The sequence below is a fragment of the Halomonas sp. genome, from assembly GCF_034520545.1.
Lineage (GTDB): Bacteria > Pseudomonadota > Gammaproteobacteria > Pseudomonadales > Halomonadaceae > Halomonas.
The window spans coordinates 357182-382280 of sequence record NZ_JAXHNN010000003.1 but is presented as its reverse complement, the minus strand read 5'-3'; the positions used below and the strand labels follow the sequence as shown (position 1 = coordinate 382280).

At 64.7% G+C, this 25099-nt stretch carries 20 protein-coding genes; 15 read left to right on the top strand and 5 right to left on the bottom strand.

Annotated elements, in window-relative coordinates:
- Positions 1–526: 526 nt before the first annotated feature.
- The 8 genes from typA to U5L98_RS03760 all read left to right on the top strand — a co-directional run bounded on the left by typA (position 527) and on the right by U5L98_RS03760 (position 10240).
- A complete protein-coding gene (gene typA / locus U5L98_RS03795; RefSeq protein WP_322557012.1) occupies positions 527–2377 on the top strand; it encodes a translational GTPase TypA in 1851 nt (616 codons plus the stop codon).
- A gap of 242 nt (positions 2378–2619) precedes the next feature.
- Positions 2620–4248, top strand: a complete 1629-nt coding sequence (locus tag U5L98_RS03790) for a thiamine pyrophosphate-binding protein (RefSeq protein ID WP_322557011.1) — start codon at positions 2620–2622, stop codon at positions 4246–4248.
- A gap of 161 nt (positions 4249–4409) precedes the next feature.
- A complete protein-coding gene (locus U5L98_RS03785; protein WP_322557010.1) occupies positions 4410–4730 on the top strand; it encodes a hypothetical protein in 321 nt (106 codons plus the stop codon).
- 128 nt (positions 4731–4858) lie between these two features.
- On the top strand, positions 4859–6304 hold the full coding sequence (locus U5L98_RS03780) for a sodium-dependent transporter (protein WP_322557009.1): 1446 nt from the start codon (positions 4859–4861) through the stop codon (positions 6302–6304).
- Positions 6305–6340: 36 nt separating this feature from the next.
- Positions 6341–7108 (top strand): ABC transporter ATP-binding protein, encoded by a 768-nt coding sequence (locus U5L98_RS03775; protein WP_322557008.1) that lies wholly within the window; start codon positions 6341–6343, stop codon positions 7106–7108.
- A gap of 87 nt (positions 7109–7195) precedes the next feature.
- The gene (locus U5L98_RS03770) at positions 7196–7900 is read left to right on the top strand and encodes an ABC transporter ATP-binding protein (RefSeq protein WP_322557007.1); all 705 of its coding nucleotides are present in this window, start codon (positions 7196–7198) and stop codon (positions 7898–7900) included.
- A 34-nt stretch (positions 7901–7934) separates the two neighbouring features.
- Positions 7935–8939 (top strand): branched-chain amino acid ABC transporter permease, encoded by a 1005-nt coding sequence (locus U5L98_RS03765; RefSeq protein ID WP_322557006.1) that lies wholly within the window; start codon positions 7935–7937, stop codon positions 8937–8939.
- Positions 8939–10240, top strand: a complete 1302-nt coding sequence (locus U5L98_RS03760) for a branched-chain amino acid ABC transporter permease (RefSeq protein WP_322557005.1) — start codon at positions 8939–8941, stop codon at positions 10238–10240. Before U5L98_RS03765 ends, U5L98_RS03760 begins: the two co-directional genes overlap by 1 nt.
- 126 nt (positions 10241–10366) lie before the next feature.
- Here U5L98_RS03760 and U5L98_RS03755 read toward each other — a convergent pair whose 3' ends face one another.
- Complete coding sequence (locus U5L98_RS03755) at positions 10367–11581, bottom strand: ABC transporter substrate-binding protein (protein WP_416208169.1); 1215 nt, start codon at positions 11579–11581, stop codon at positions 10367–10369.
- 141 nt (positions 11582–11722) lie between these two features.
- Here U5L98_RS03755 and U5L98_RS03750 point away from each other — a divergent pair, with 141 nt between their 5' ends.
- The 5 genes from U5L98_RS03750 (at position 11723) to U5L98_RS03730 (ending at position 16945) form a co-directional block, all read left to right on the top strand.
- On the top strand, positions 11723–12487 hold the full coding sequence (locus U5L98_RS03750) for a dienelactone hydrolase family protein (protein ID WP_322557004.1): 765 nt from the start codon (positions 11723–11725) through the stop codon (positions 12485–12487).
- A gap of 2 nt (positions 12488–12489) precedes the next feature.
- Complete coding sequence (locus tag U5L98_RS03745) at positions 12490–13560, top strand: C45 family peptidase (RefSeq protein WP_322557003.1); 1071 nt, start codon at positions 12490–12492, stop codon at positions 13558–13560.
- 125 nt (positions 13561–13685) lie between these two features.
- Complete coding sequence (locus U5L98_RS03740) at positions 13686–14054, top strand: DUF6746 family protein (RefSeq protein ID WP_322557002.1); 369 nt, start codon at positions 13686–13688, stop codon at positions 14052–14054.
- Positions 14055–14311: 257 nt separating this feature from the next.
- On the top strand, positions 14312–15736 hold the full coding sequence (locus U5L98_RS03735) for a bifunctional enoyl-CoA hydratase/phosphate acetyltransferase (RefSeq protein ID WP_322557001.1): 1425 nt from the start codon (positions 14312–14314) through the stop codon (positions 15734–15736).
- Positions 15737–15751: 15 nt separating this feature from the next.
- Positions 15752–16945 (top strand): acetate/propionate family kinase, encoded by a 1194-nt coding sequence (locus U5L98_RS03730; protein WP_322557000.1) that lies wholly within the window; start codon positions 15752–15754, stop codon positions 16943–16945.
- Positions 16946–17001: 56 nt separating this feature from the next.
- On the opposite strand, the gene U5L98_RS03725 is transcribed toward U5L98_RS03730, so the two are convergent.
- From U5L98_RS03725 to ltrA, 3 genes are all read right to left on the bottom strand, one after another.
- A complete protein-coding gene (locus U5L98_RS03725; RefSeq protein ID WP_322556999.1) occupies positions 17002–17607 on the bottom strand; it encodes a DUF4202 domain-containing protein in 606 nt (201 codons plus the stop codon).
- Between the two features lie 107 nt (positions 17608–17714).
- Positions 17715–18770, bottom strand: coding sequence for an endonuclease (locus tag U5L98_RS03720; RefSeq protein ID WP_322556998.1), 1056 nt, complete (start codon positions 18768–18770; stop codon positions 17715–17717).
- An 80-nt stretch (positions 18771–18850) separates the two neighbouring features.
- Complete coding sequence (gene ltrA, locus U5L98_RS03715) at positions 18851–20239, bottom strand: group II intron reverse transcriptase/maturase (RefSeq protein WP_322556997.1); 1389 nt, start codon at positions 20237–20239, stop codon at positions 18851–18853.
- 627 nt (positions 20240–20866) lie between these two features.
- Between ltrA and U5L98_RS03710 the strand changes: the two genes are divergently transcribed.
- A complete protein-coding gene (locus tag U5L98_RS03710) occupies positions 20867–21190 on the top strand; it encodes an antibiotic biosynthesis monooxygenase family protein (RefSeq protein WP_322556996.1) in 324 nt (107 codons plus the stop codon).
- A gap of 113 nt (positions 21191–21303) precedes the next feature.
- Here U5L98_RS03710 and U5L98_RS03705 read toward each other — a convergent pair whose 3' ends face one another.
- The gene (locus U5L98_RS03705) at positions 21304–22713 is read right to left on the bottom strand and encodes an amidase (RefSeq protein WP_322556995.1); all 1410 of its coding nucleotides are present in this window, start codon (positions 22711–22713) and stop codon (positions 21304–21306) included.
- Positions 22714–23221: 508 nt separating this feature from the next.
- Between U5L98_RS03705 and U5L98_RS03700 the strand changes: the two genes are divergently transcribed.
- Positions 23222–25081, top strand: coding sequence for a class I poly(R)-hydroxyalkanoic acid synthase (locus U5L98_RS03700; protein WP_322556994.1), 1860 nt, complete (start codon positions 23222–23224; stop codon positions 25079–25081).
- Positions 25082–25099: the final 18 nt, after the last annotated feature.

Below are 25099 nucleotides of genomic sequence, written 5' to 3'. Positions count from 1 at the left end.
TGCACGAACACGGCACTGCCCACAACAATGCAGGCAGCGTGCCAACCCTGCACCGTTTCATGCCGTCAAATCCATAATTTGATGATTTACAAGAATTTTATAACATAGCTACTGGAAAGATCCTGCACCAGCATCGGGATAGCGATACGTAAAGGGGGGATATCACGCACCAAAATGCACCACTTAGGTGCGCCATCGTCTTACCATGCACCATATCGACACATGCAGCCACCCCTTGTCCGCAGGACTATCGCAATTACCCAAGGCGAAAGGCGCCGGGGACAGGTCGAAGTGGAGGTCTACGCCAGGGGCAAGGAGCACTGCTCCGATGTTCCGACACTTCGGAACCTGTCGCCGGAACAGCCTTGAGCAATACTTCCCTCTGCGATAGCCCTGGTAAGGCACCGAACTTGCTACTCCTGGGCGCCGCTAATCTGTACAATGCGCGGCCTACATTCCCTGCCCCGCGCCTAGGGTACTTATAAAACGTGTACATAGGTGCGTACATATCAGCGAGTCACACCCTATGAGCACGACCGTAACTCCTTCACATATCGATAGTCTCAGGAACATCGCCATCATCGCCCACGTCGACCACGGCAAGACCACCCTGGTCGACAAGCTCCTCAGCCAGTCCGGCACGCTGGACCGCAAGGCGGAGGGGCAAGAACGCATCATGGACTCCAACGACCAGGAAAAGGAACGCGGCATCACCATCCTGGCCAAGAACACGGCCATCCGCTGGCAGGCGCCCGATGGCGAGCACTTCCACATCAACATCGTCGACACGCCGGGACACGCCGACTTCGGCGGCGAAGTCGAGCGCGTAATGTCCATGGTCGACTCCGTGCTGCTACTGGTAGACGCGGTGGACGGCCCCATGCCGCAGACCCGCTTCGTCACCCAGAAGGCCTTCGATCAGGGCCTCAAGCCGATTGTGGTCGTCAACAAGATCGACCGCCCCGGCGCCCGCCCGGACTGGGTCATCGACCAGATCTTCGACCTGTTCGATAACCTTGGTGCCAGCGACGACCAGCTCGACTTCCCGATCATCTACTGCTCGGCACTCAACGGCATCGCCGGGCCGGATCCCGATGAGCTGGCCGAGGACATGACGCCCATGTTCCAGTCCATCGTCGACATCGTCGAGCCGCCCAAGGTCGAGCTGAACGGCCCCTTCCAGATGCAGATCTCCGCGCTGGACTACAACAGCTACGTCGGGGTCATCGGCCTGGGCCGCATCAAGCGCGGTTCGGTGAAGCCCAACCAGCAGGTCACCATCGTCACCAAGGAAGGCAACACCCGTAAGGGCAAGATCGGCCAGGTGATGACCCATATGGGCCTGGAGCGCGTTCAGACCGACGAAGCCACCGCCGGCGACATCGTCTGCGTCACCGGCATCGACAGTCTGGCGATCTCCGACACCCTGTGTGATCCGGCCGCCGTCGAGGCGCTGCCGCCGCTCTCCGTGGACGAGCCCACCGTCTCCATGAGCTTCCAGGTCAACGACTCGCCCTTCGCCGGAAAGGACGGCAAGTTCGTCACCAGCCGCAACATCAAGGACCGACTCGACCAGGAGCTGATCCACAACGTGGCGCTGCGGGTGGAGCAGGGCGAGACCCCGGAGAAGTTCAAGGTCTCCGGTCGCGGCGAGCTGCACCTCTCGGTGCTGATCGAGAGCATGCGTCGTGAGGGCTTCGAGCTCGCCGTGGGGCGTCCCGAGGTGATCATCCGCGAGATCGACGGGGAGAAGCAGGAACCCTACGAGGAAGTGATCATCGACTGCGAGGAGCAGCACCAGGGCGCCATCATGGAGGAACTCGGCTATCGCAAGGGCGAGCTGCTCAACATGAACCCGGACGGCAAGGGCCGCGTGCGCCTGGACTTCATGATCCCCGCCCGCGGGCTGATCGGCTTCCGTGGCCAGTTCCTGACCCTGACCTCGGGCACCGGCATCCTCACCAGCCGCTTCGACCACTACGGCCCGCTCAAGCCCGACGCCTCCATCGAACGTCGCAACGGCGTGCTGGTGTCCATGGTTTCCGGCAAGGCCCTGGCCTATGCCCTGTATGCCCTCCAGGAGCGCGGCAAGCTGATCATCGATCATGGCACCGAGGTCTACGAGGGCATGCTGATCGGCATCAACAACCGCGCCAACGACATGGTGGTCAACCCCACCAAGGGCAAGAAGCTCGACAACATGCGCGCCTCGGGCAATGACGAGAACATCGTGCTCACACCGCCCGTCAGGTTCAGCCTCGAGCAGGCCATCGAGTTCCTCGATGATGACGAACTGGTCGAGATCACCCCGCACCACATCCGCCTGCGCAAGAAACATCTGACCGAGAACGATCGCAAGCGCGCCGGCAAGAAATAGGCACATCGCGAAACAAGCTTGACCCGCACCATCGCGCGCCGCCTCGACGCTCATGGCGAACGACGTCCACTGGACGATTCGTGCCGGCAAGCGGAACGGCGGCGATATCGAGCTCGGGTGGTGAAAGGCTTGCCGATTGACGGTTGCCGGTTCTGGCCTGAACATGGGCACGAAGAAAGCGGGCAACCACCACAACAAAATGTCTGCGACCGGCGAGCAGGCATCAGCAATGATTACTGAGCATGTCTGACAAAAAAACCTACGTTTACCAATCGATTGCGCAATCCATCCAGGACCACGGCGTCGACACGCTGTTCGGCCTGATGGGTGATGCAAATCTCTTTATGGTCGATCACTATGTGCGATCGTGCGGGGGAACATTTGTCCCCGCCGCCTTCGAAGGCAGCTCGATCCTGATGGCGATGGCCTATACCCATGTCTCGGGCCAGGTCGGCGTAGCGACGGTTACGCATGGGCCGGGCCTCACCAACTGCGTCACCGCACTGACCGAGGGAGCCCGCGGCAACATCCCGATGGTTCTGCTGTGCGGCGACACCCCGGCGGTGAACCCCCAACACCTGCAAAGCATCGATCAGCGCGAAGTGGTCACGGTGACCGGAGCGGGATTCGAACAGATGCGCTCTGCACAGACCGCGGCGGAAGATGTCGCTAATGCCTTCTACCGCGCACGCATTGAAAGACGGCCCATCGTGCTGAACATGCCGGTCGAATTCATGTGGGAGGAGGCACTGCACCAGAAGGTCAAGTATCCGGTCTTCACCACTCCGGCCTATGTGCCCGAAGGCGATGACCTCGATGAAGCGATCGGCATGATCGCCTCCGCCCGGCGACCGGTCATCCTGGCCGGGGCCGGAGCGACCGGCGCCCGAGACCAACTGATCCGCCTGTCCGAACGTCTGCAGGCGCCACTCGCTACCACGCTCAAGGCCAAGGGCCTGTTCAATGGCCACCCCGGCAACATGGATATCTTCGGCACGCTCAGCACGGATGCGGCCTATGATGTGATCGCCAAGGCCGACTGCGTGATCGCCTTCGGCGCGAGCCTGCACTACTTCACTACCGACCGCGGCAAGCTGATGGAGGGCAAACGCGTCGTACAGATCAACGACGACCCCGCCGCGATCGGGCGCAATTACCACCCCCATGCGGCACTAGTGGCCGATGCGGGGCTGACCGCCGACAACATCGTCTACTGGCTAGACGAAGCCGAGATCGAACCGAGCGGCTTCACCGAGGAGCTGGACCCGGCGACGCTCACCGCCCATTCGCCGGGACAGGCTGACAAGGCCCCGGCGGGCTGCGTCAATTACATCCATGCACTCGACCGGCTGGAAGAGGCTCTGCCGAAGGACCGCATCCTGACCACCGACGCCGGCCGCTTCATGACCGAGGTCTGGTGCCGTATCTCCGTTCCCGATCCGCGCAGCTTCCTGGTGACGGCGAATTTCGGCGCGATCGGCCTCGGCCTGCAGGAGGCGATCGGCGCCGCCCTCGCCGCCCCGGATCGACCGGTCGTGCTGTTCACCGGCGATGGCGGGTTCATGATGGGCGGGGTGAACGAGTTCAACGCGGCCGTCCGTCTCGGCCTCAATCTGATCGTCATCGTCTGCAACGACAGTGCCTACGGCGCCGAGCATATCCAGTTCCTGGATCGCGACATGGACCCTGGCTTATCGCAATTCAAATGGCCGTCTTTTGCCGATGTTGCCACGGCCCTTGGCGGTGAGGGGATTCGTGTGGAGTCGACCGAGGAACTCGAAGCCGCCATCGCTGCGATCGAAACACGAGATCGCCCGCTGCTGATCGAACTCCCTCTCGATCCCTACGATGTTCCGCGGATGCGGAGCTGAACCACACAAAACTTGCGATACGAGTGCCCCACGAGGGCTTCACGCCCCTCCAGAGCCCGCTTTCCCGGCGGGCTCTCTCGTTTTTAGTCGTGACGTACTTTCGTGTCCTGCCTCGACGGCTATGCTGGAGGCTGTATTCCCCTACCGTAAGGAGAGCCACCATGCACAAGCACGTGGAATGGGATGAGCCCGGCCGCGACAGCGTGCTGGCGCATTTCGCCAACCATCCCGAGCAGCTCGTCGAGCCCCGGCCCGGCGACATCCTGTCGGCCCGCTACGAGGGCACCATCGTCCGGGTGAAGGTCGAAGCCTGGGTCGAGGGCACCAGCATCGGCGAGGTGGCGGCGATCATAGCCATGGACAACGGCCGACGCCTCAAGTCTCACGGCAAGCTCGCCCTGGGCGACACCGTGCGCCTGCCGGACGACAAGCGCGCCCTGGAGCCCGAGCCCGGCGCTGCCGAGGACGATGACGAGGAATGATCCAGCGCGTGGATACCATTTTCACCACCAACGCCCCCTAAACGCAGGACGACTAGCCAGGAAGGGGGTTTGTGCCGCAAAGTCGCAGGGCAGGCCCACAAGGCCCAACAAGACAATCCTGGATCCCCATGAGCACGCACAACGTCTGGACTCACAAGGGTACTTTCCTGCTCGCCGCCGTCGGCTCGGCCGTAGGGCTTGGCAACCTCTGGCGCTTTCCCTACCTGACCGGCGAGAATGGCGGTGGCGCCTTCATCCTGGTCTATGCCATTACCATCTTCGCGGTGGGCATTCCCATCCTGATCGCCGAGATCATGCTGGGACGCAACAGCCGTCGCAGCCCGATCATGGGCATGCGCTTCCTGACCCGTACCCACCAGACGTCGCGAAGCTGGGAAACGATCGGCTGGCTGGGCGCCGCTTCGGCCTTTCTGATCCTGAGCTTCTACTCGGTGATCGCCGGCTGGGCGATCCACTACACCGGCTTGATGTTCACCGGTGCCATGGTCGACGTGGATGCCGGCAGCGTGGGACAGAGCTTCGATGCCCTGCTCGCCTCGCCCGCGTTGCTGACGCTCTATCACACCCTGTTCATTGCCGCCTCGGCGCTGATCGTCGGTCTCGGCATCCACAGGGGCATCGAGGCAGGGCTGCGCGTGCTGATGCCCTCACTGTTCGTGATCCTGCTGGTGGTGCTGAGCTATGGCGCCATCATCGGAGACTTCGCTGCCGCTGCCAGCTTCCTGTTCACCTTCAACCTGGCCGATCTCAGCCTGGAAGGCTGGCTGCAGGCCATGGGCCAGTCGTTCTTCACACTGAGCCTGGGCATGGGCGCGATCATGGCCTACGGCGCCTACATGCCCGGTGAGGCATCGTTGACCCGTACCGCTTTTTCCATCGCCGTGGTCGACACTGCCGTGGCCATGGTTGCCGGCCTGGCGATCTTCTCGCTGGTCTTCGGTGCCGGGCTCGACCCCGGCGAGGGCCCGGGACTGATGTTCGTCACCCTGCCGCTGGCCTTCGCCGAGATGCCCGGCGGGGCGTTGGTCGGCGGGGCCTTCTTCATCCTGGTGCTGGGCGCGGCCATCAGCTCCTCGATCTCGCTGATCGAGCCGGTGGCGGCCTTCCTGGTCGAGCGCTTTGACCTGACCCGGCCCCAGGCCGTGGCCATCATGGTCATCGCCAGCTGGGCACTGGGGTTGCTCACCGTGCTCAGTTTCAATCTCTGGGCCGAGGGCACGTTCTTCCACGTCCTCTTCGGGCGCAGCGCCTTCGAGCTCATCGAGTTGCTGACCAACATCTTCATGCCACTGGGCGGCCTCTTGATCGCGCTCTTCGCCGGCTGGACGCTGACCCACTCCGAAGTCATGAAGGAAATGCGCACCAACGAGCGCTGGTTCCGCATCTGGCGCTTCCTGGTACGCTTCGTTGCGCCTGCTGCGGTCGCCTTCGTCTTCCTGCGCAGCATCCCACAGGTCGAGGGCTACGTTATTCCGGCCATCGGCGCCGTGGTGATCATCGGCGCCTTCGCCGCCGGCCGAACCTTCCTGGCCGGTGACAGCCAGGAACTGTAAGAACAAGGGTACAAACAACCAGCGACGGAATCCGATATGGCAGCCATCATCGACGTCCAGCACGTCCAGAAAGCCTTCGGTGGCCTAAGGGTCATCAATGACTGCTCGATCCAGGTGGAGCAGGGCTCGATCACCGGCCTGATCGGCCCCAACGGCGCCGGAAAGTCGACGCTGTTCAACATCATCGCCGGCGCCCTGCCGCTGGACAGCGGCCAGGTGCTGCTCGACGGCGAGGACATCACCAACCGTCCCGCCAACGAGCTGTTTCACAAGGGGCTATTGCGCACCTTTCAGATCGCCCATGAATTCTCGCAGATGACGGCACTGGAGAACCTGATGATGGTGCCGCCGGCCCAGGCCGGCGAGACCCTCTTCAATGCCTGGCTCAAGCCCTCCCTGGTGAACCGGCAAGAGGACGAAGTCCGCCGCAGGGCGCTGGAGGTAATCGACTTCATCGGTCTGCACCACGTACGCAACGAGCTGGCCGGCAACCTCTCCGGCGGCCAGAAAAAGCTCCTGGAGCTCGGCCGCACCATGATGACCAACGCCCGGGTGGTACTGCTCGACGAGATCGCCGCCGGGGTCAACCGCACCCTGCTCGGCGACCTGGTGACCAACATCGAGCGGCTCAATCGCGAGATGGGCTACACCTTCCTGGTCATCGAGCATGACATGGACATGATCGCGCGACTCTGCGACCCGGTGATCGTGCTCGCCCAGGGCAGCGTGATGGTTGAGGGCAGCATCGCGGAGATCCAGAACAACCCCCAAGTCATCGAGGCCTACTTCGGCGCCGCATCCTGACGGGAAAGCCGCTGCCGAAGGCAGGCTTCCGGCCAGCGCATTCCAGCGCTTTCCAACAACGAGAACGAACGCAGAGAACATCTGACAATGCCATTACTCGACGCACGCGACGTGCAAGGTGGCTACGGCGGCATGAACATCCTAAATGGGGTGGACATGGCCATCGAGGCCGACGAGATCGGCGTGATCGTCGGCCCCAACGGCGCCGGCAAGTCCACCATGCTCAAGGCCATCTTCGGCCTGCTCCACGTCAGCCAGGGCGAGATCCTGCTGCGTGGTGAGCCGATCCAAAACCTGCCACCCAACAAGCTGGTGCAGAAAGGCATGGGCTTCGTCCCCCAGGAACACAACGTATTCCCCAGCCTCACGGTGAAGGAAAACCTGGAGATGGGCGCCTTCCTCAAGCCCGACAACGTCAAGCGCATGTTGAAGCAGGTCTATGAGTTCTTCCCGCCGCTCCATGACAAGCGTCACCAGCCTGCCGGGGAGCTATCCGGCGGCCAGCGCCAGATGGTGGCCATGGGCCGGGCGCTGATGGCCGAACCCAGCCTGCTGCTGCTCGACGAACCCACCGCAGGCCTCTCGCCGCTCTTCGTGAACGAGATCTTCGAGCAGGTAAAGCTTGTCAACTCGGCCGGCGTAGGCATCCTGATGGTCGAGCAGAATGCCAAGCAGGCCCTGGCCATTGCCGACCGAGGCTTCGTGCTGGCCGCCGGCCAGAACCGTTTCACCGATACCGGCGCCGCCCTGCTGGCCGATCCGGAAGTCGCCAAGAGCTTCCTGGGCGGCTAGCCCAGAAGGTCAGAAAAGGTGGGAGAGTACCGACGTGAATGAACTTGTCTTCTTTATCAACAACGTGGTGATCGCTGGCAGCGTGAGCGGCTCGATCTATGCCATCGGCGCGGTGGGAGTGACGCTGATCTTCAGCATCATGCGCTTCGCCCACTTCGCCCATGGCGACATGATGACCTTCGGCGCCTTCATGGTGCTGTTGCTGACTACCGCCTTCCCAGGGGTGGGTGCCGCCTTCGGCGTGCCCTCTGCGCTGATCCTGCTGCCGCTGGCCATGGCGCTCACCGCCCTGTTAGCGGTGGGCATCGACAAAGCGTTCTACAAGCCGCTGCGCGCCCATGGGGTCAAGCCGATCGTGCTGGTGATCGGCTCGCTTGGGGTGACGCTGATGCTCCAGGGCCTGATCCGGCTGTTTGCGGGCACCAGCGGCCAGAGCCTCTACGTGGATGATCGCAAGGAGATCTTCCGCCTCGCCCTGCCCTTCGATGGTGTGCGGGCCCCGGTGGTGATCACCGAACCGCAGCTCTATCTCTTCGTGATCACACTGGTCACGGTCGTCGGCCTGCACCTCTTTCTCAACCGCTCGCGGCTGGGCAAGGCGATGCGCGCCATGTCCGACAACCCCGATCTAGCCCAGGCCTCGGGCATCAACACCAATACCATCGTCGCCGTCACCTGGGTGATCGCCGGGGGACTGGCCGCCATCGCCGGCACCCTGCTGTCGCTGGACGTGACCTTCAAACCCGACCTCAGCTTCTTCCTGCTGCTACCGATCTTTGCCGCAGCAATCGTCGGCGGCGTGGGGCACCCCTACGGCGCCGTCGCCGGCGGCTTCGTGGTCGGCTTCGCCGAGACCCTCGCCGTCTTCAACTGGAGCGTATTGCTGCGACCCTTCCGCGACAGCCTGCCGGAGTGGCTGACACAGTCGGGCAACCTGGCCTTCGTCGGCACCGAATACAAGATCGTGGTGCCCTTCTTCATCCTGGTCGTCATTCTGGTGTGGCGCCCCACCGGCATCTTCAAGGGCAAGGTGATCTGATGGACACGAAACGAGCCGATACCGTCGCCGCACCGCGCCGCTTTCCGCTGCGCGAGGTGATCCTCTTCGCTGCCGTGCTGGTGGCCGTGCTGGGCGTCTACGCCGCCATGGGCCCGGCCTACAGCACCCGCATGCTGGTCGAGGCATCCTGCTACGCCATCCTGGCCCTGGGGCTGACCATCCAGTGGGGCTATGCCGGCCAGTTCAACGCCGGGGTGATGGGCTTCGTCGCCCTGGGCGGCTTCTGTGCCATGCTCTTCAGCTTTCCGGTCAATCCGGATTTCTGGGAGAGCGAGCTGCCCGGTGAGCTGGGACGAGCATTACTTTACATGGTCGGCGCCGTGTTAGTGGTGTTCGGCGCCACCCGGCTCGACCGCCTCGGCGTGCCGAAAAAGCTGCGTACCGTCATCGCCGTGATTCTCGGGGTAGTGCTCTACCTAGTGGTGGTCAATGCCTTCCGCGGCGTGACCGACCAGATCGAAACCCGTGCCGGCTTCATCGGCGGCCTCGGCCTGCCGGTCGGCGTTGGTTGGATCATCGGCGGGGCGCTCGCCGGTGGCGTCGGCTACTTCATAGGCCGCGTCTGCCTGGGGCTGCGCAGCGACTACCTGGCCATCGCCACCCTGGGCATTGCCGAGATCATCAAGGCCTTCCTCAAGAACTCCGACTGGCTGACCCGCGGCACCGCTACCGTCTCGCCGCTGCCCTGGCCGGTGCCGGGCCCGGCCGAGGTCGGGTTCACCCTGGCCCGTGCCCTCTATCTCTCGGTCACCGCAGTGGTGATCGCGGTCATCTTCTTCCTGCTGAGCCGCGCCTACCACGCTCCCTGGGGGCGAATGATCCGCGCCATTCGCGATAACGAGATATCCGCTGCCGCCATGGGCAAGGATATCAACAAGCGCCGCCTGGAGATCTTCGTGCTGGGCTGCATCCTGATGGGGATCGGCGGGGCGGCCATGGCCAGCTTCAACACCATGTTCGATCCCCAGGGCTACCTGCCTCTCAATCACACCTTCCTGGTGCTGGTGATGGTGATCCTGGGCGGGCCCGGCAACAACCTGGGCACCATCTTCGGCGCCGTGGCGGTGTACATCATCTGGATCATGTCAGCACCCTTGGCACTGTTCCTGATGGACATGGCCGTTGCTTTCGGTGAGGGCGCCTTCGGCTGGGATGCACCCACCAACCTGGACAGTCGGGCCCTGCAGGCGAGGGTATTGGTGATCGGCCTGCTGATCACCCTGGTGCTGCGCTACGCACCCAAGGGGCTGCTGCCAGAGAAGGTTCGACACCATGGGTGACTCAGGCTGTAAGCTGCAAGCCGTAAGCCGTAAGCCGTAAGCCGTAAGCAACACAAGGTGCAGCAAGCGCAGAGAAAAGGCCCCGGCGGTTACCCGCCGGGGCCTCGTGCTGCAGGAGCCGGTGTCTTAGACGTCGTCGGCCTCGAGTTCGCCGACCTGCACGAACTCGCCGTCTTCGACGGTCATCTCGACCACGATGCCCGGCACGTCGCCATTCTCGTCGAACTCATGGGTACCGGAAGCGCCCTGGTAATTGATCTCGGTACCGGCGGCGATCAGCTCCACCGCCTTCTCCCACTCACCGGGCAGGATCACCTCGCCGGGGGCCATGGCGACGCTGCGCAGCGCCGCGGATAGCCCCTCGCGCTCGGCGTTGCCGTTCTGCTCGATAGCCAGCGCCAGCAGGAAGGCCGCGTCGTAGGCCTGGGCTGCGAACACCGCATCGGGATCGACCCCGGCCTCCTCGGCAGCCTCAGTGAACATGGCAGTGCCCGGCAGGTCCGGGCTGCCCGGCCGAGTGGCGATCATGCCCTCGAGCACATCGGCACCCACCGCATCCACCAGGCTGTTGCCTACCATGCCGTCGGCGCCCACGTACTGAGTGAACATGCCACTCTCGTAGGCCTGACGCAGCACCGTCTGACCGGAGGTGTCGGCGTAGGCCAGCACCACCAGGGTCGGTACACCGGTGGAGGAGAGGGTGCCGAGTTCGGAACGGTAGTCGGCGCGGTTATCCTCGTGGGCCAAGTTCGCCGCCACCGTGCCACCTTCGGCCTCGAAGGTCATGGCAAAGGCATCGGACAGGCCCTGGCCATAGTCGTTGTTGACGTAGGTGACCGCCACCTCGTCGATGCCCTTCTCGAGCAGCAGCTTGGCCAGCATCTTACCCTGGAAGGCGTCCGAGGGCACGGTCCGGAATACCAGGTCGTTGTCGTCGAGTTCACTGACCGCCGGGGCCGTGGAGGCCGGCGAAACCATGGTCACGCCGCCGGGAATGGCCGCGTTGTTGGCCGCCGCGATGGTGGCGCCGGTGCACAGGGCACCGACGATGGCCGTAACCTGCTCGGTGTTGACCATGCGGTCGGCTGAGTTGGAGGCCGCCGAGGCATCGGAGCAGGTGGTATCACCGGTGGGCATCTCGATCATCTGACCATCGAGGAGGCCGCCCTGCTCGTTGACCTGATTCACCGCCAGCTGGGCGCCATCGAAGATCGGCGGGGTCAGACTCTCGATCCCGCCAGTGAAGCCCCCCAGGAAACCGATCTTGACTTCGGCCTGGGCCATGCCCGAAAGGGCTACAGTGGACGCAGCGACTGCCATCGCCAGTACGTGTTTTTTCATGATTGTCGTCTCGCTCAGGTTGCTCGGGTAACTCACCATCACAATCTGGAACCCTTCCCGCCAGAACACAAGTCCGCCCCGCCAACGTTCCCGGAGACGAGGCCTATACTGACAGTCGTCAATCAACCTTGGAGGCACCTCATGAGCCACCCGCTTTACGCCACCGTTACCCTGGCCACTATATTGGGCGTTGCCGCAGGCAGCACGCTCGCGTTCGAGCCCACCGGACAGAACGTCACCTATGACGTCGCCGGTGAAGCCTTCGAGGGCTACCTCGCCACCGCCGAGGGCGAGGCCCGCGGCAGCGTGCTGGTCATCCACGACTGGGACGGCCTCGACGACTACGAGCGCCAGCGCGCCAATATGCTCGCCAAGCAGGGCTATGACGCCTTCGCCGTCGACCTCTACGGTCAGGGGAATCGCCCCGACCGCATCGAGGATCGCAAGGCCGAGACCGCCCGCCTGTACGAAGATCGCGAGCGCATGCGCACCCTGACCCTGGCCGGCCTGGCCGAGGCACGGGACCAGGGAGCCGCCCAGCCCACCGTGGTAATGGGCTACTGCTTCGGCGGCGCCGTGGTACTGGAGCTCGCCCGCTCCGGCGAGGCGCAGGATGTGGCCGGCTATGCCACCTTCCATGGTGGCCTGGCGACCCCCGAGGGTCAGTCCTACAACAGCGATACCGCCCCGATCCTGATCGCCCACGGCGGCGCCGACCAGTCGATCTCCCTGGACGACGTCGCCTCCCTGGGTGAGGAACTCGAGGCCGCTGGCGCCACCTACGAAATCCAGATCTACTCCGGCGCGCCCCACGCCTTCACCGTCTTCGGCAGCGACCGCTACCAGCAGCGAGCCGACGAGAAGTCCTGGGCCGCCTTCCTCGGACTGCTCGACGAGGTGCTGTGAACATGCACATCACTCCCCTCTCCGGCAGCCGTCGCGAGATCGGCGAGGCTCACGGCCGCGCCCATGCCGAGCTGATCAGCCACAGCCTCGAGGTCTATGACCGCCTGTTCCAGGACTTCGTGGGCCTGGACTGGGCAAGGGCACGCCAGACGGCCGGGCGCTTCCTGCCGATGATCGAGCGCAGCTTCCCGGCGATCCTCGAGGAGATGGACGGCATAGCGCGAGGTGCCGGGCTCGACTTCGAAGACATCCTCACTCTCAACTGCCGCAGCGAGATCTCGCTGACCCAGGCCAGCGGCGGCTGCTCGGCCTTCGCCCTGAACCGCAACGGCACCCAGTGGCTGGCCCAGAACTGGGACTGGAGGACCGACCAGCTGCACAACGTGGTGGCGCTGGAGATCAGCGGCCACGACGCCCCCGCCCTGATCAGCATCGGCGAGGCGGGTATGGTGGCCAAGATCGGCATGAACGAGCACGGCATCGGCGTCTGCCTCAACGCCATCCGCTCGCGGACCTGCGGCGAAGGGCTGCCCATCCACGTCGCCCTGCGCAAGATCCTCGAGAGCCCCGACATGGAAAGCGCCGTGGCCGTAGCCACCCATGACCGGGTCTGCTCGCCCGCCCATTTCCTGATCGCCAGCGCCCAGGTCGGCAACGAAGGAGGCCAGGCCGCCGGCCTGGAGGTGCACCCCGGTGAACCCGGCCAGTTGGCCCCGGAAGGCGGCATGGTCACCCACACCAACCATCTCTATGCCCGCGAGGCCACCGGCCAGGTCGAGGACTTTCCACGCCAGGACTCCCGGCCACGCCTGGCGCGGCTGGATAGCCTGCTGCGCGAGCGGCTGCCTGCCGAGGGCGAGATCGGCGAGCGCGAACTGTTCGCCATCCTCAGCGACCACGACAACGCGCCGCTCTCCATCTGTCGACACTTCAATCCCGACCAGCCCCCCGAGGAGCGCATGGAGACCCTGTTCGCGGTGGTGATGAACCTCACCGAGCGGCGCCTGACCCTGCGCCACGGCAAGCCCTGCGAGAGTGACGAGAGCCTGACCGTGCAGTTCGGTGCAACGTGACTGCTCGCCAGCATCTGACCCAGATCAAATGCGACTAAAATGCAAACGATAACTGTTGTCAGTAAAGGAGAACATTGATAGCGTCCTCCATGCGATTGATTCTCATCACCATGAAGGATGCCAACATGAAACACCTGCTTTTCGCCGCTCTCTGCACCGGCCTGCTGGCCACCACCGCCCAGGCCGAGGAGCGTCCTGATCACTTCGAGGGCGAATCCGCCGGCACCCTGGCCGAGGCCGTGAACCAGTTCTCCGAGACCAACCACCAGCTGGCCGAGCTGCTCGCACAGGAGGAACTGAGCAACACCGACCTCGGCACCATCCACAAGCTCACCTATACCCTGGAGAACGCCATGGCGAAGATCGACGAGGAGCTCGACACCATGGCCGTGGACCTGGAGGAAGTGCACCTGGGCTCCGAAACCGTCGACCGCGAGCGCGTACGCACTCATGGTGACGCCTATCTCGAGGCAGCCCACACGCTGATTCCCTGATCAAGCACTAGCCAACGGCAACAATGCGGGCGGGCCATGCTGAGCTGACATGGCCCGCCCGCCTGCTTTCTCGACTCGGGCGGCGCTCCCGCCAGCGCCTCAGCCACATGGCCCAGCAGCCGCAGAGCCGCCTCCCGGCTCGGCGCGGGCGTCAGACTCGTCACGGTTCCCTACAGGTCAACGAAATGTAGCCAACAACAAGCTATGCTAAGGTCACTATTTGCTGCATCGCAATATTCACCAATGGAGTTGCCGCCATGGATGCGCCAAACGACGACCGCTATATCGAGAATCGCACCTTCGACGAGATCCAGGTAGGCGACGAGGCGCACCTCGTGAAACGCCTGACCCTGGATGACATCAAGCTGTTCGCCATCATGTCCGGGGACGTCAATCCGTCCCATGTGGACGACGACTTCGCGCGCAGCTCACGCTTTCAGGAAGTCATTGCCCACGGCATGTGGGGCGGGGCGCTGATCTCGACGGTGCTGGGCACCCAGCTGCCCGGGCCCGGCACCATCTACCTGGGCCAGACACTAAGCTTCCGGGCACCAGTTGCCCTGGGCGACAAGCTCAAGGTCAGCGTACGCGTAACCGCCAAGGACGAACCCCGCTCGCAGCTGACCCTGGATTGCCGCTGCGAGAACCAGAAGGGCAAGGTGGTGATCGAGGGCGAGGCCAAGGTGCTCGCCCCCATGGAGAAGATTCGCCGCCCCCGCACCGTGATGCCCACGGTGCGCCTGGCCGAGCGCGGCCGCCTGCACGAGATCCTCTCCGCCGCCGACCACCCGCCCGCCATTCCCGTGGCCGTGGTGCACCCGGTGGATGACGTCTCGCTGACCGGCGCCGTGGCCGCCGCCCACCATGGGTTGATCATCCCTATCCTGATCGGCCCGAAAGACAAGATCCGCGCCGCGGCCGATGCCGCCGACGTCGACATTCGCGACTTCGAGCTGATTGACGTTCCCCATAGCCACGCCGCCGCGGAGCGTGCCGTGGCCCTAGTGCGGGAGGGGCGTGCCGAGGCCATCATGAAGGGCGCCTTGCACACCGACGAGCTGATGCACGAAGTCCTCAAGCGAGACGGCGGCCTGCGCACCGAGCGCAGCATCAGCCACGTGATGGCCCTGGACGTGCCGACCTACCCACGGCCGCTGTTCATCACCGATGCCGCCATCAACATCTCCCCCAGCCTCGACCAGAAACGCGACATCATCGCCAACGCCATCGAGCTGGCCCACGCCCTTGGCAATCACGACCCCAAGGTGGCCATTCTCTCCGCGGTGGAAACCATCAACCCCAAGATCCCCTCCACCCTGGATGCCGCCGCCCTGTGCAAGATGGCCGACCGCGGCCAGATCAAGGGCGGCACCCTGGACGGCCCGCTGGCCTTCGACAACGCCATCTCGGAGAGTGCCGCACGCACCAAGGGCATCGACTCGCCCGTCGCCGGCCGGGCGGACGTCCTGATCGCCCCGGACCTGGAAGCCGCCAACATGCTCATGAAGCAGCTGACCTACCTGGCCGATGCCACCGGTGCCGGCCTGGTGCTGGGCGCCCGAGTCCCTATCATCCTGACCAGCCGCGCCGACGAAGCCATCACCCGCATGGCCTCCTGCGCCCTGGCCCTGCTCGTGGCGGATCATCAGAAATGCCAGGGTCTGCCCAGCAAGAGTACTTGATACAAGGAATCTGAAATGAGCCATATCCTGACCCTCAACAGCGGCTCTTCCAGCCTGAAGTTTGCCCTTTACCCGCTGACGGGTGCCGATTCACTCGACACCCTGACACCCCGCTATCGCGGTATGTTTTCCGGGCTGAACGGTGGTACCCCCAGATTGAAGCTGCAGGATGGCGAGGGGCGCCCCATGACGATGGACATGGGCGAGCTGCCCGCACGGCTCGAGCTGCCCGACGCCATGGCACATCTGCTGAGCTGGCTCGATGAGCTCCCCGACCTGTCGCTCGCCGCGGTGGGGCACCGGGTGGTGCACGGTGGCCGCGACTACCACCAGCCAGTGGCACTCACGCCCGAGATCACCGCCGAGCTGGGCGAGCTCGAATCGCTGGCACCACTTCATCAACCCTTCTGCCTGGCGCCCGTGGCACCGCTCGCCGAGCGCCACCCCGACCTGCCCCAGGTGGCCTGCTTCGACACCGCCTTCCACGCCAACCAGCCCGAGGTGGCCCGCCAGTTTGCCCTGCCCCGCGAGATGACTCAGCGCGGCCTGATCCGCTACGGCTTCCACGGCCTCTCGTATGACTACATCAACCGCGTGCTGCCCCGACACCTGGGCGATGCTCGCCGCGAACGGGTGATCGTCGCCCACCTGGGCAACGGGGCCAGCCTGTGCGCCATCCGCAACGGCACCAGTGTGGCCTCCACCATGGGCTTCACCGCCATCGAAGGCATGCCCATGGGCACCCGCAGCGGCAGCCTCGACCCCGGGCTGGTGCTGCACCTGATCCAGCAGGAAGGCATGAGCGCTGAAGCGCTCTCCGAGGTGCTCTACAAGCGCTCCGGCCTGCTGGGCGTTTCCGGCATCAGCAGCGACATGCGCGAGCTGCTTGAGAGCGATGCCCCCGAGGCCCGCGAAGCGGTGGAACTCTATACCTACCGTGCCGTGTGCGAGATCGGCAGCCTGGCCGCCGCCCTGGGGGGGCTCGACCAGCTCGTCTTCACCGCCGGCATCGGCGAACACGCCGCCCCGGTGCGCGAGGCCATCTGTCGAGGCTGCGAGTGGCTGGGCCTGGAGCTCGATAGCGACGCCAACCACCGCGATGCTGACCGCATCAGTACCGCCGACAGCCGCGTCGGCGCCTGGGTGATTCCCACCGACGAGGAGCGCATGATCGCCTGTTACACCGCCCAGGTGGTGGGCCTGGCATAGCCCGCTGCCAGGCCGAAAGAGCGACCTGCCCGGGCTGCTCGCCCGAGGCGCTGGTGCTATCCCGCCAGCGCCTCTTCCACCAGGCCGCGCGCCTCATCGCTCATGGGCAGGCCCAGCGCCAGCTGATGGGCCTGGGGCGACATCTTCTTCCAGGTCATCTGCACGATGCGGATCAAATGGTCGTGGTCGATCTGTTTCGAAAAGTCACCGAAGTAGTTCTCCAGGAACACCAGGCAGGCGCAATCCTCCACTGCCTGGGCGCCAGGGTCGCGCCCCAGGCCCTGCTTGCGGATCATCCGTTCCACCCGCTCGGCCTGCTCGGCGGAATAGCCCGCTTCCTGCATAAGCCGTGCGGTGGTCTCCCCGGCGCGCTGGCCCTGATCGCGACGCCAGGTCAGGTAACCTACCCGCCCCTCGGGGTAGTCGCCCCGCGGCACCTGCCAGCGCTGCAGGTGCTGGCCGCGTACCGCCAGCTGCACCAGTTCGTCAGGCTGTTCATGCAGCCGCTCCAGCCAGGCACTCATGCGTCCGGCATGCCACAGCTCCTGGGGTACCGGCTCGCCGTCCACCTCCACACTGCGCGGGTCCTCCGCGTGCAGGGCATCCAGGGCGGCGAGGGTCTGATCGAAGGAAGGCGTCTCGAGCGGAGGGGTGGCAGGCATCGGGTTCTCCTTGGATAGGTTTCGGTCATTACAGCAGCGCTGTGCCTATAGCATACCGAGCCGCGCGCCATCGCATAGCCCTCGCACCGGCAATCGTCGCCATTTCCTTACCCGCTACACAGCAGCCCGCTTCGCTGGATCTCCCCCAGCCGCCCCTCGCCGATCCCCGAGATCCGGGTGAGCTCGCCAGGCACCTGCCACGGCCGACCGGCAATGATGTCCGCGGCGCGCGACGGCCCCACATGGGGCAGCTGCGTGAGCTGGCCCGCCTTGCTGTCGTTCAGATCGATGCAGTTTGCCACCCGCCGGCTTGCCACCAGCTCGCCGCTGCCGGCATGGGTCGCGACCAGCGCCGCGCCATTCAGAGCCAGGTAGACCGGCGCATGGTCCGAGACCCGGTCTCGCGCCGCCTGATGGGCCAGGGGCAGCAGTTCGGGAAAGAGCAGGATGCCCTGACCATCGGGATCCAGCCGGTCGGCGTCGTACCAGAGGTTGTCGTAGAGGCTGGCGTACTGGCCAGCGGAGGTAGCCAGGGTCGAGCGCCCCTCGGTGATCGCGGGGCTGGCCCCCAGTTCGCGCAGCGCCTGCCAGGCGGCATGGTCCGGTGGCAGGTTGAAATCGCCCGCCAGCAGCCGCGGCGTCTGCGGATGGCTCTCGCCGAGCCACTGCCAGTAGTCGGCCAGCGCCTCGATCTCCGGCAGGCGATCGCTCACGCTGTCGCCGTAAACCACGTGCACGGTAGCCAGGGTAAACAGGTCGTCGGTTTCCACATCGCGAAAGCGCGCCGAGTAGGGCTCGCGCGAGAAGACGTCGCCATGATCGATGAACACCACGGCGCTATCCTCGTACGCCACCTCGCTCTCCCGCCACAGGAAACCATAGTGCTCCTCGTAGGAACTGCGCCCCAGGGCATGGCTGGCCATGGAGGACCACGCCTCACCTGACATCTCCTCCAGGTTCGCCTCGAGGCGCGAAAGAGCGGCGGGGTCCATCAGCTCCTGCACTGCCAGCAGGTCGAAATGGTTGGCCACGTGAGCCACCTGGGGCATGGCCTTGTCGTTGTTCCAGCCCAGGTGCTTGATATTCCAGCTACCGACGAGCACATCGGCCTGGGCGAAAAGGGGAAACAGGGCCAGCAGCCCGACGAGCCTTATACGAGGCATCCTTCCTCATCGAGTAGGAAGGGGAGTTGCCTCCCCCGTCCTCTCACACCACCGGGCATACGGTTCCGTACCACGGCGGTTCATGAAGAACGACTAAGCCATCTTACCGTATCGAGTACCGAAATCAGGCCCCGCTGATCGAACCACTTATTCGGCAGGGCATGATTCATGTGCGAAGCCCCGGCATTCCACCAGGGGCCTCGCCCATTCCCTGCTGATTTCCAGGCCCGATAGGCATCCAGACCCAGCGCTTGTAGTTTCCGGCGCCGGGTCTTGGGACCTTTCCATTGCCGCCAGATCACGCAGCGCAGTCGGCGACGTATCCACTGATCCAGTGCCTCCAGTGGGCGCTTCACATCGACGAGGGAGAAGTAGTTGGCCCAGCCCCGCAGGACCGGGATCAGTTCTTCTATGACTCGCCGGATGTGTCGCCCTCTGCCGCGCTTGAGGATCTCACGGACACGCTGCATCAGGCGCTGCAAACTGGCCTTGGCAATGGTCAACCGTGGCTGTTTATGCCGGGTCAGCGTGTAGCCCAGATATTCCCGGTGCCAGGGCCGGTCCACCGCACTCTTGGCGCGATTGACCGTGAGCCTGAGTGAATTCTCGAGAAAATCACTCAGGCTGGCCATGACGCGCTCGCCCGCTCGTCGACTCTTGACGTACACCTGCATATCGTCGGCGTAGCGGCAGAAGCGGTGGCCGCGGCGTTCCAGTTCCTTGTCCACGTCGTCCAGCAGGATATTGGCCAGTAATGGGCTAAGTGGCCCGCCCTGGGGCGTACCCTGCCTTCTTGGCGCGGTCAGGCCGTCCTGGAACATCCCGGCTTCCAGATAGCGGCGGATCAGACGCAGCACCCGCTTGTCGCGGACGCGGCGCGCGACCCGTGCCATCAGCAGGTCGTGGTTCACTCGGTCGAAGAAGGCTTCCAGGTCGAGGTCGACCACCCAGCGGTGGCCGGCAGTGACATGGGCCTTCATGGCCGAGACGGCCTGCTGGGCGCTGCGCTTGGGGCGGTAGCCGTAGCTCGATTCGGAGAAGTCCGGATCGAAGATCGGCGTCAGCACCTGGAGCAGCGCCTGCTGGATCAGCCGGTCGCTGACCGTGGGGATGCCGAGCTGTCGCGTCCCGCCCTTGGGCTTGGGAATCTCGACGGCTCGGATTGGGCTGGGGTGGTACTCACCGGCCAGCAGCCGCTCGCGCAGCGTCGGCCAGTGCTCCTTCAGGTGGTCGGCCAGTTGGCGCACCGTCATGCCGTCGGCACCCGGCGCGCCCTTGTTGGCGACTACCTTACGGTAAGCCTGCGCCATGTTGGCTTTATCCACCACGGCCTCCATGAGCAGGTCAGGCTCCGCTTTCGTCCACGATGACGACGCCGGGACCGTCTCGACGCCCACCGGCCGGGACTCGGGGTACTGCCCCTGCCCCTCTGGGTGGGTGACGGTATCAGCGCCAGTTTCTGTCTTCATGATCGATCCTCGAGACGTCATCGCCTACTCGCGGTTCTTCATGTTCGGCCCTTGGTGCCGGGGTGAATCGGCACTTACTATGGCCTCTGCTGACGTCTGGTGGCCCATCCCGTCGCCTCTCGACGCCGGTAGCACCGTGGCAGACCACCAGACCTCCCAGGGTAAGACGCGCGACCTTCCCGCTTATGCCTGTCGGATTTACGCCATGGCGTTCCGTGCAAGTACCGGGCTTCGGTGATTCGTGCCACCTCACCCCGCCATGCCGCCTCGTATCCGCTTCCTGTTCGTCAGGCCAGCGTTTTGCCTCGGGCTGCCTTCAGATTCCCCCTCGCGGGAGACACCCTTGCCGTCGGCTAGCACTTCCCCTTGCCGGGCGTGCAGGGGACTTTCACCCCCAAGTCATCCCGAGGCACCACCCTCGGGAACAGCGCCAGTCAGGCGCTGCGCGCCATGCCTGGCGCACCACGCAAAAGGCCGCCATCCTGGCGGCCTGGGCGCAAATGATCAATCCCTTATCAAGAAGCAGCCGGAAATACCCGCAGCACATGCCACCCCGTGCGGGGCGAAGGCACGCCGGTAGCGGGATACACTGATCAGGAAACCGAGGAGGAGAGGAGAAGAGGCGCCATGAAATACATCTTCGAGGTGCACATCCGCGAAGGCTACACCACCGAGGACTACGCCGAGGCCTGGGTACGCGCCAGCGAGCGCATCCAGCAGGCGCCGGGGGCACGAGGCACCGAGCTGCATCGCAAGATCGGCGACCCCACCACCCTGATCGCCATCGCCCACTGGGACAGCAAGGCCAGCCGCGATGCCATGGAGGCGCAGCACGACCCGGTGGTCAAGGAGATCATCCGAAGCGCGGCCCCCTGCTGCGAGATACGCCCACTCGGCGAATTCGAGGAGCCCGAGTGGGTGGTGATGCCGCCTGAGACCAGACCCGGATAGCTCGCTAATGTCGCTACCAGCAGCGTGCTAAAGAACCCACGTCGCCAGTCTGGCGCCCATTGAAGCCGGGACCTCAGGGTGAAGGGTTCTTTGTTGCGCCTTCAGCCTCGAAACTACTTGTTGGGATCGGGGCATTCGGGAAAGCGCGTGGGATACGCCGTCATGAAGGCGTGGCAGACGCGTAGCACCCGCACATCGTCATGCTTGCCGCCCGCCAGCTGAAAACCGACCGGCAGGCCGTCATCGGTAAAACCGCAGGGCACCGAGGCGGCCGGCTGCTGGCTGAGATTGAAGGGGTAGGAGAAACCGGCCCACTCCTCCCAGTCGTGCATGCCGCTGCCGGGCGGGACGTTGTGATTCAGCGCAAAGGGCGGGATCGTCACCGAGGGCGTCATCAGCAGATGGTAGCGCTGGTTGAAGTGCTCGAGCCGCTCGGTCAGCCGGGCCCGTTCGGTCAAGGCACAGAACAGGTCGACGGCACGCCACTCGTCGGCGCGGTGGGCATCGGCCACCAGCCCCGGGTCGAGCAGCTCGCGCTGTCGCTCATCCAGCCCTTCCCAGACCACCAGCGACGCGGTGGACCAGAGCTTCTTGAAGGTATCCAGCGGAGAGGCGATATCGGGGTCTACCTCCTCGACCTCGGCACCCAGCAGCGTAAGCCGGTGTGCCGCCTTGCGCACTCGCTCGGCGACCTGAGCGTCGACCCGGGCAAAACCCAGATCCGGCGAATAGGTGATACGCAGGCCGCGCAGCCCCTGATGAAGCTCCATCCCCCAATCCTCGGGCTGGCCAAGCACGGCATAGGGATCGCGAAAATCGTAGCGCCCTATCACGTTGAGCATGCGAACGGCATCGGTCACCGAACGAGTCAGGGGGCCAAGGTGCGAGAGGGTCGGCTCGGTGCTCGGCGGCCACTGCGGCGTCCAGCCGAAGGTGGGCTTGAAACCGAACACCCCGGTGAAGGACGCCGGGATCCGGATGGAGCCCCCGGAATCCCCTCCCTGATGCAGCACGCCCATGTTGAGCGCCGCCGCCGCCGCGGCCCCACCGGACGACCCACCCGGCGTCAGCCGCGTGTCCCAGGGGTTGGCCGTGGCGCCGAAGACCCGGTTGTCGGTCACCGCCTTCCAGCCGAACTCGGGGGTATTGGTCTTGCCCAGCATCACCGCCCCCGCCTCGCGCAGCATTCGAGCCGGAGGCGCATCCCGCTCGCTGGCGGTGTCTGGCGCCGTCAAGGACCCCAGGCTCGAAGGCATCCCGGCCACCTCCGTCAAGTCCTTGATCGAGACCGGCACGCCATCGATGGGGCTCAGCGGCTGCCCCTGGTTCCAGCGCCGGGCAGAATCGCGGGCCGCCGCCTCGGCCCCTTCCCGGTCCAGATACACGTAGGCATTCACGGCATCATTGAAGCGGTCGATACGCTCGAAGGCCGCCCGTGTCGCCTCGAGCGGCGACGCCTCGCCAGACTCGAAGAGAGCAGCCAGCTGACCGGCATCCATCAGTCCAAGATCGCTATCGCTCACATGCTCCTCCCTGCACCGGTGGATGGGACGCCAGGTCCCACAAAGCACTTTCAACGTAAGTGACAAAGGTAGCCCGGCGCAAAAACTGGGCGTTGCTCCGGCTCAGTGGACGGCTTCCCTGCTTCGGGGCAACCCACCGTGCCGGCCCCACCGTCCTGGTTGCCTTCGCCCACTGGGCCAGGCCGGCCAGCCGCGATGCCATGGAGGCCCAGCCGAACCCGGTGGTCAAGGAGATCATCCGAAGCGTGGCCCCCTGCTGCGAGATCCGCCCGCTCGGCGAGTTCGAAGAACCAAAAATCGCCATTGCGGAAGTCGCCAGAACCGCGGCTATCAACGCGTTCGGACATGAACGGTTGCGTCTCACCCAGCGCCTACGATACTGACACCGTAGTGGCGGCAGATGGGGGGGCGGCAGATAGGGGCAGCGTATCGATCCTGCCACGTCGATCTGTCTCCGCTCGGGTTGAACAAGACCGCTATCGCGGAGCACTTATCAGGGGACAAGGCAATGAATGACAAGAAACCGTCTTCAGCAACGTCAGGCGATCAGGCGAAACCACCCAAAGAGGCATCGCCGGACGAGCTGGCGCAGCGCTATGCCGAGGCACTAGAGCGACTGTCGACCGGGTCGTCCCGGGCCTGGAAGGGCTGGCTAGAGCGCCAGACACGCGGAGATTCCTTCACCATGCCCGACCCGGCGGTCGCGGCCAAATCGCTCGCCAGTCTGAACCAGCAGTTCCTGCTCCATCCGCAACAGGCCCTGGAACTCCAGCAGCAGCTGTGGGAGGGCTATACCACCCTCTGGCAGAACGCCATGCAGCGCCTGTCCGGCAAGACGCCCTCATCGCCCCTCGATGCCGCTCCGCGGGACAAGCGATTCAAGGGCAAGAGCTGGGAAGAGAACCTCTTCTTCGACACGCTCCGCCAGGCCTACCAGCTGACTGCCGAGCAGTGGCTGAAGGGAGTGCATGAAGTCACCGAGGATATGGACGACGACGAGCGAGCCAAGGTCGAGTTCTATGCCCGTCAGCTGATCGACGCCCTCGCCCCCAGCAACTTCGCCACCACCAACCCGGAGGTCATCGAGGCCACGGTGCGCACCGGCGGCGCCAACCTGTTGCAGGGGCTGGCCAACCTGATGGAGGACATGGCGCGAGGCGAGGGGTTGCTGCGCATCACGCAGAGCGACTCGACCGGGCTGGAACTGGGCAAGGACATCGCGGCGACGCCGGGCAAGGTCGTCTACCAGAATGAGCTGATGCAGCTCATCCAGTACTCACCCACCACCGAGGCGGTCGACCGCCGGCCGCTGTTGATCGTCCCGCCCTGGATCAACAAGTTCTACATCCTGGACCTGACGCCGAAGCGCTCGTTCATCCGCTGGGCCGTCGAACAGGGCATCACGGTCTTCATCATCTCGTGGGTCAATCCGGACGAGCGCTACGCCGAGGTGGCCTTCGACGACTACCTCACCCGGGGCACCCTCAAGGCCATGGATGTGGTGGGCGAGATCACCGGCGAGGACACCCTCAACACCATCGGCTACTGCATCGGCGGCACCCTGCTGGCCAGCACCCTGGCGCATCAGGCCGCCCGGGAGGATAAGCGGGTGCACAGTGCCACCTTCTTCACCACCCTGCTCGACTTCAGCGATGTGGGGCCACTGGAGGTGTTCATCGACGAGGAGCAGGTCCGCTACATGGAGCATCACATGGCCCAGCGCGGCTATCTGGAGGGTACGCACCTGGCCAACGCCTTCAACCTGCTGCAGTCCGCCGATCTGATCTGGGGCTTCGTGATCAACAACTACCTGCTCGGCAAGAAGCCGCAGGCCTTCGACCTGCTCTACTGGAACTCCGACTCCACCCGCATGCCACGGCGCATGCAGAGCTTCTACCTGCGCAACATGTACCTGAATAACCGCCTCGCCGAACCCGGGGGCATTACCCTGGCGGGCGAAGCCATCGATCTGAGCAAGGTGAACATCCCCGCGTTCTTCGTGGCCACCGAGAAGGATCATATCGCCCCCTGGCAATCCAGCTATCGCGGAGCACACCTGCTGGGCGGCCGACCCCGCTTCATCCTCGGGGGCTCCGGCCATATTGCGGGCGTCATCAATCCGGCCGACTCAGGGAAGTACGGCTACTGGAGCTACGGCCACCTGCCCAACGACCCCGACCGCTGGCTGGAATCGGCCACTCACCACGAGGGCTCCTGGTGGCCGGAGTGGCGCCAGTGGCTCAAGCGCCATGCCGGCGGCCAGGTGCCCGCCCGCGAACCCGGCAGCGAGGAATACCCGCCTATCGAGGAGGCGCCGGGGTCCTATGTTCAAGTGCGCGTGGATGACCCGGGTACGGCCGGCGAGTAAGGGATTAGGTGGAGTCGA

What these genes read in the sequence shown, in the direction of transcription:
- U5L98_RS03750 (WP_322557004.1), top strand. Translation starts at nt 11,723, where the DNA reads ATGAGCCACCCGCTTTACGCCACCGTTACCCTGGCCACTATATTGGGC.
- U5L98_RS03770 (WP_322557007.1), top strand. Translation starts at nt 7,196, where the DNA reads ATGCCATTACTCGACGCACGCGACGTGCAAGGTGGCTACGGCGGCATG.
- typA (WP_322557012.1), top strand. Translation starts at nt 527, where the DNA reads ATGAGCACGACCGTAACTCCTTCACATATCGATAGTCTCAGGAACATC.
- ltrA (WP_322556997.1), bottom strand. Translation starts at nt 20,239, where the DNA reads ATGAAGACAGAAACTGGCGCTGATACCGTCACCCACCCAGAGGGGCAG.
- U5L98_RS03710 (WP_322556996.1), top strand. Translation starts at nt 20,867, where the DNA reads ATGAAATACATCTTCGAGGTGCACATCCGCGAAGGCTACACCACCGAG.
- U5L98_RS03780 (WP_322557009.1), top strand. Translation starts at nt 4,859, where the DNA reads ATGAGCACGCACAACGTCTGGACTCACAAGGGTACTTTCCTGCTCGCC.
- U5L98_RS03700 (WP_322556994.1), top strand. Translation starts at nt 23,222, where the DNA reads ATGAATGACAAGAAACCGTCTTCAGCAACGTCAGGCGATCAGGCGAAA.
- U5L98_RS03720 (WP_322556998.1), bottom strand. Translation starts at nt 18,770, where the DNA reads ATGCCTCGTATAAGGCTCGTCGGGCTGCTGGCCCTGTTTCCCCTTTTC.
- U5L98_RS03790 (WP_322557011.1), top strand. Translation starts at nt 2,620, where the DNA reads ATGTCTGACAAAAAAACCTACGTTTACCAATCGATTGCGCAATCCATC.
- U5L98_RS03760 (WP_322557005.1), top strand. Translation starts at nt 8,939, where the DNA reads ATGGACACGAAACGAGCCGATACCGTCGCCGCACCGCGCCGCTTTCCG.
- U5L98_RS03785 (WP_322557010.1), top strand. Translation starts at nt 4,410, where the DNA reads ATGCACAAGCACGTGGAATGGGATGAGCCCGGCCGCGACAGCGTGCTG.
- U5L98_RS03755 (WP_416208169.1), bottom strand. Translation starts at nt 11,581, where the DNA reads ATGAAAAAACACGTACTGGCGATGGCAGTCGCTGCGTCCACTGTAGCC.
- U5L98_RS03725 (WP_322556999.1), bottom strand. Translation starts at nt 17,607, where the DNA reads ATGCCTGCCACCCCTCCGCTCGAGACGCCTTCCTTCGATCAGACCCTC.
- U5L98_RS03740 (WP_322557002.1), top strand. Translation starts at nt 13,686, where the DNA reads ATGAAACACCTGCTTTTCGCCGCTCTCTGCACCGGCCTGCTGGCCACC.
- U5L98_RS03735 (WP_322557001.1), top strand. Translation starts at nt 14,312, where the DNA reads ATGGATGCGCCAAACGACGACCGCTATATCGAGAATCGCACCTTCGAC.
- U5L98_RS03745 (WP_322557003.1), top strand. Translation starts at nt 12,490, where the DNA reads ATGCACATCACTCCCCTCTCCGGCAGCCGTCGCGAGATCGGCGAGGCT.
- U5L98_RS03775 (WP_322557008.1), top strand. Translation starts at nt 6,341, where the DNA reads ATGGCAGCCATCATCGACGTCCAGCACGTCCAGAAAGCCTTCGGTGGC.
- U5L98_RS03730 (WP_322557000.1), top strand. Translation starts at nt 15,752, where the DNA reads ATGAGCCATATCCTGACCCTCAACAGCGGCTCTTCCAGCCTGAAGTTT.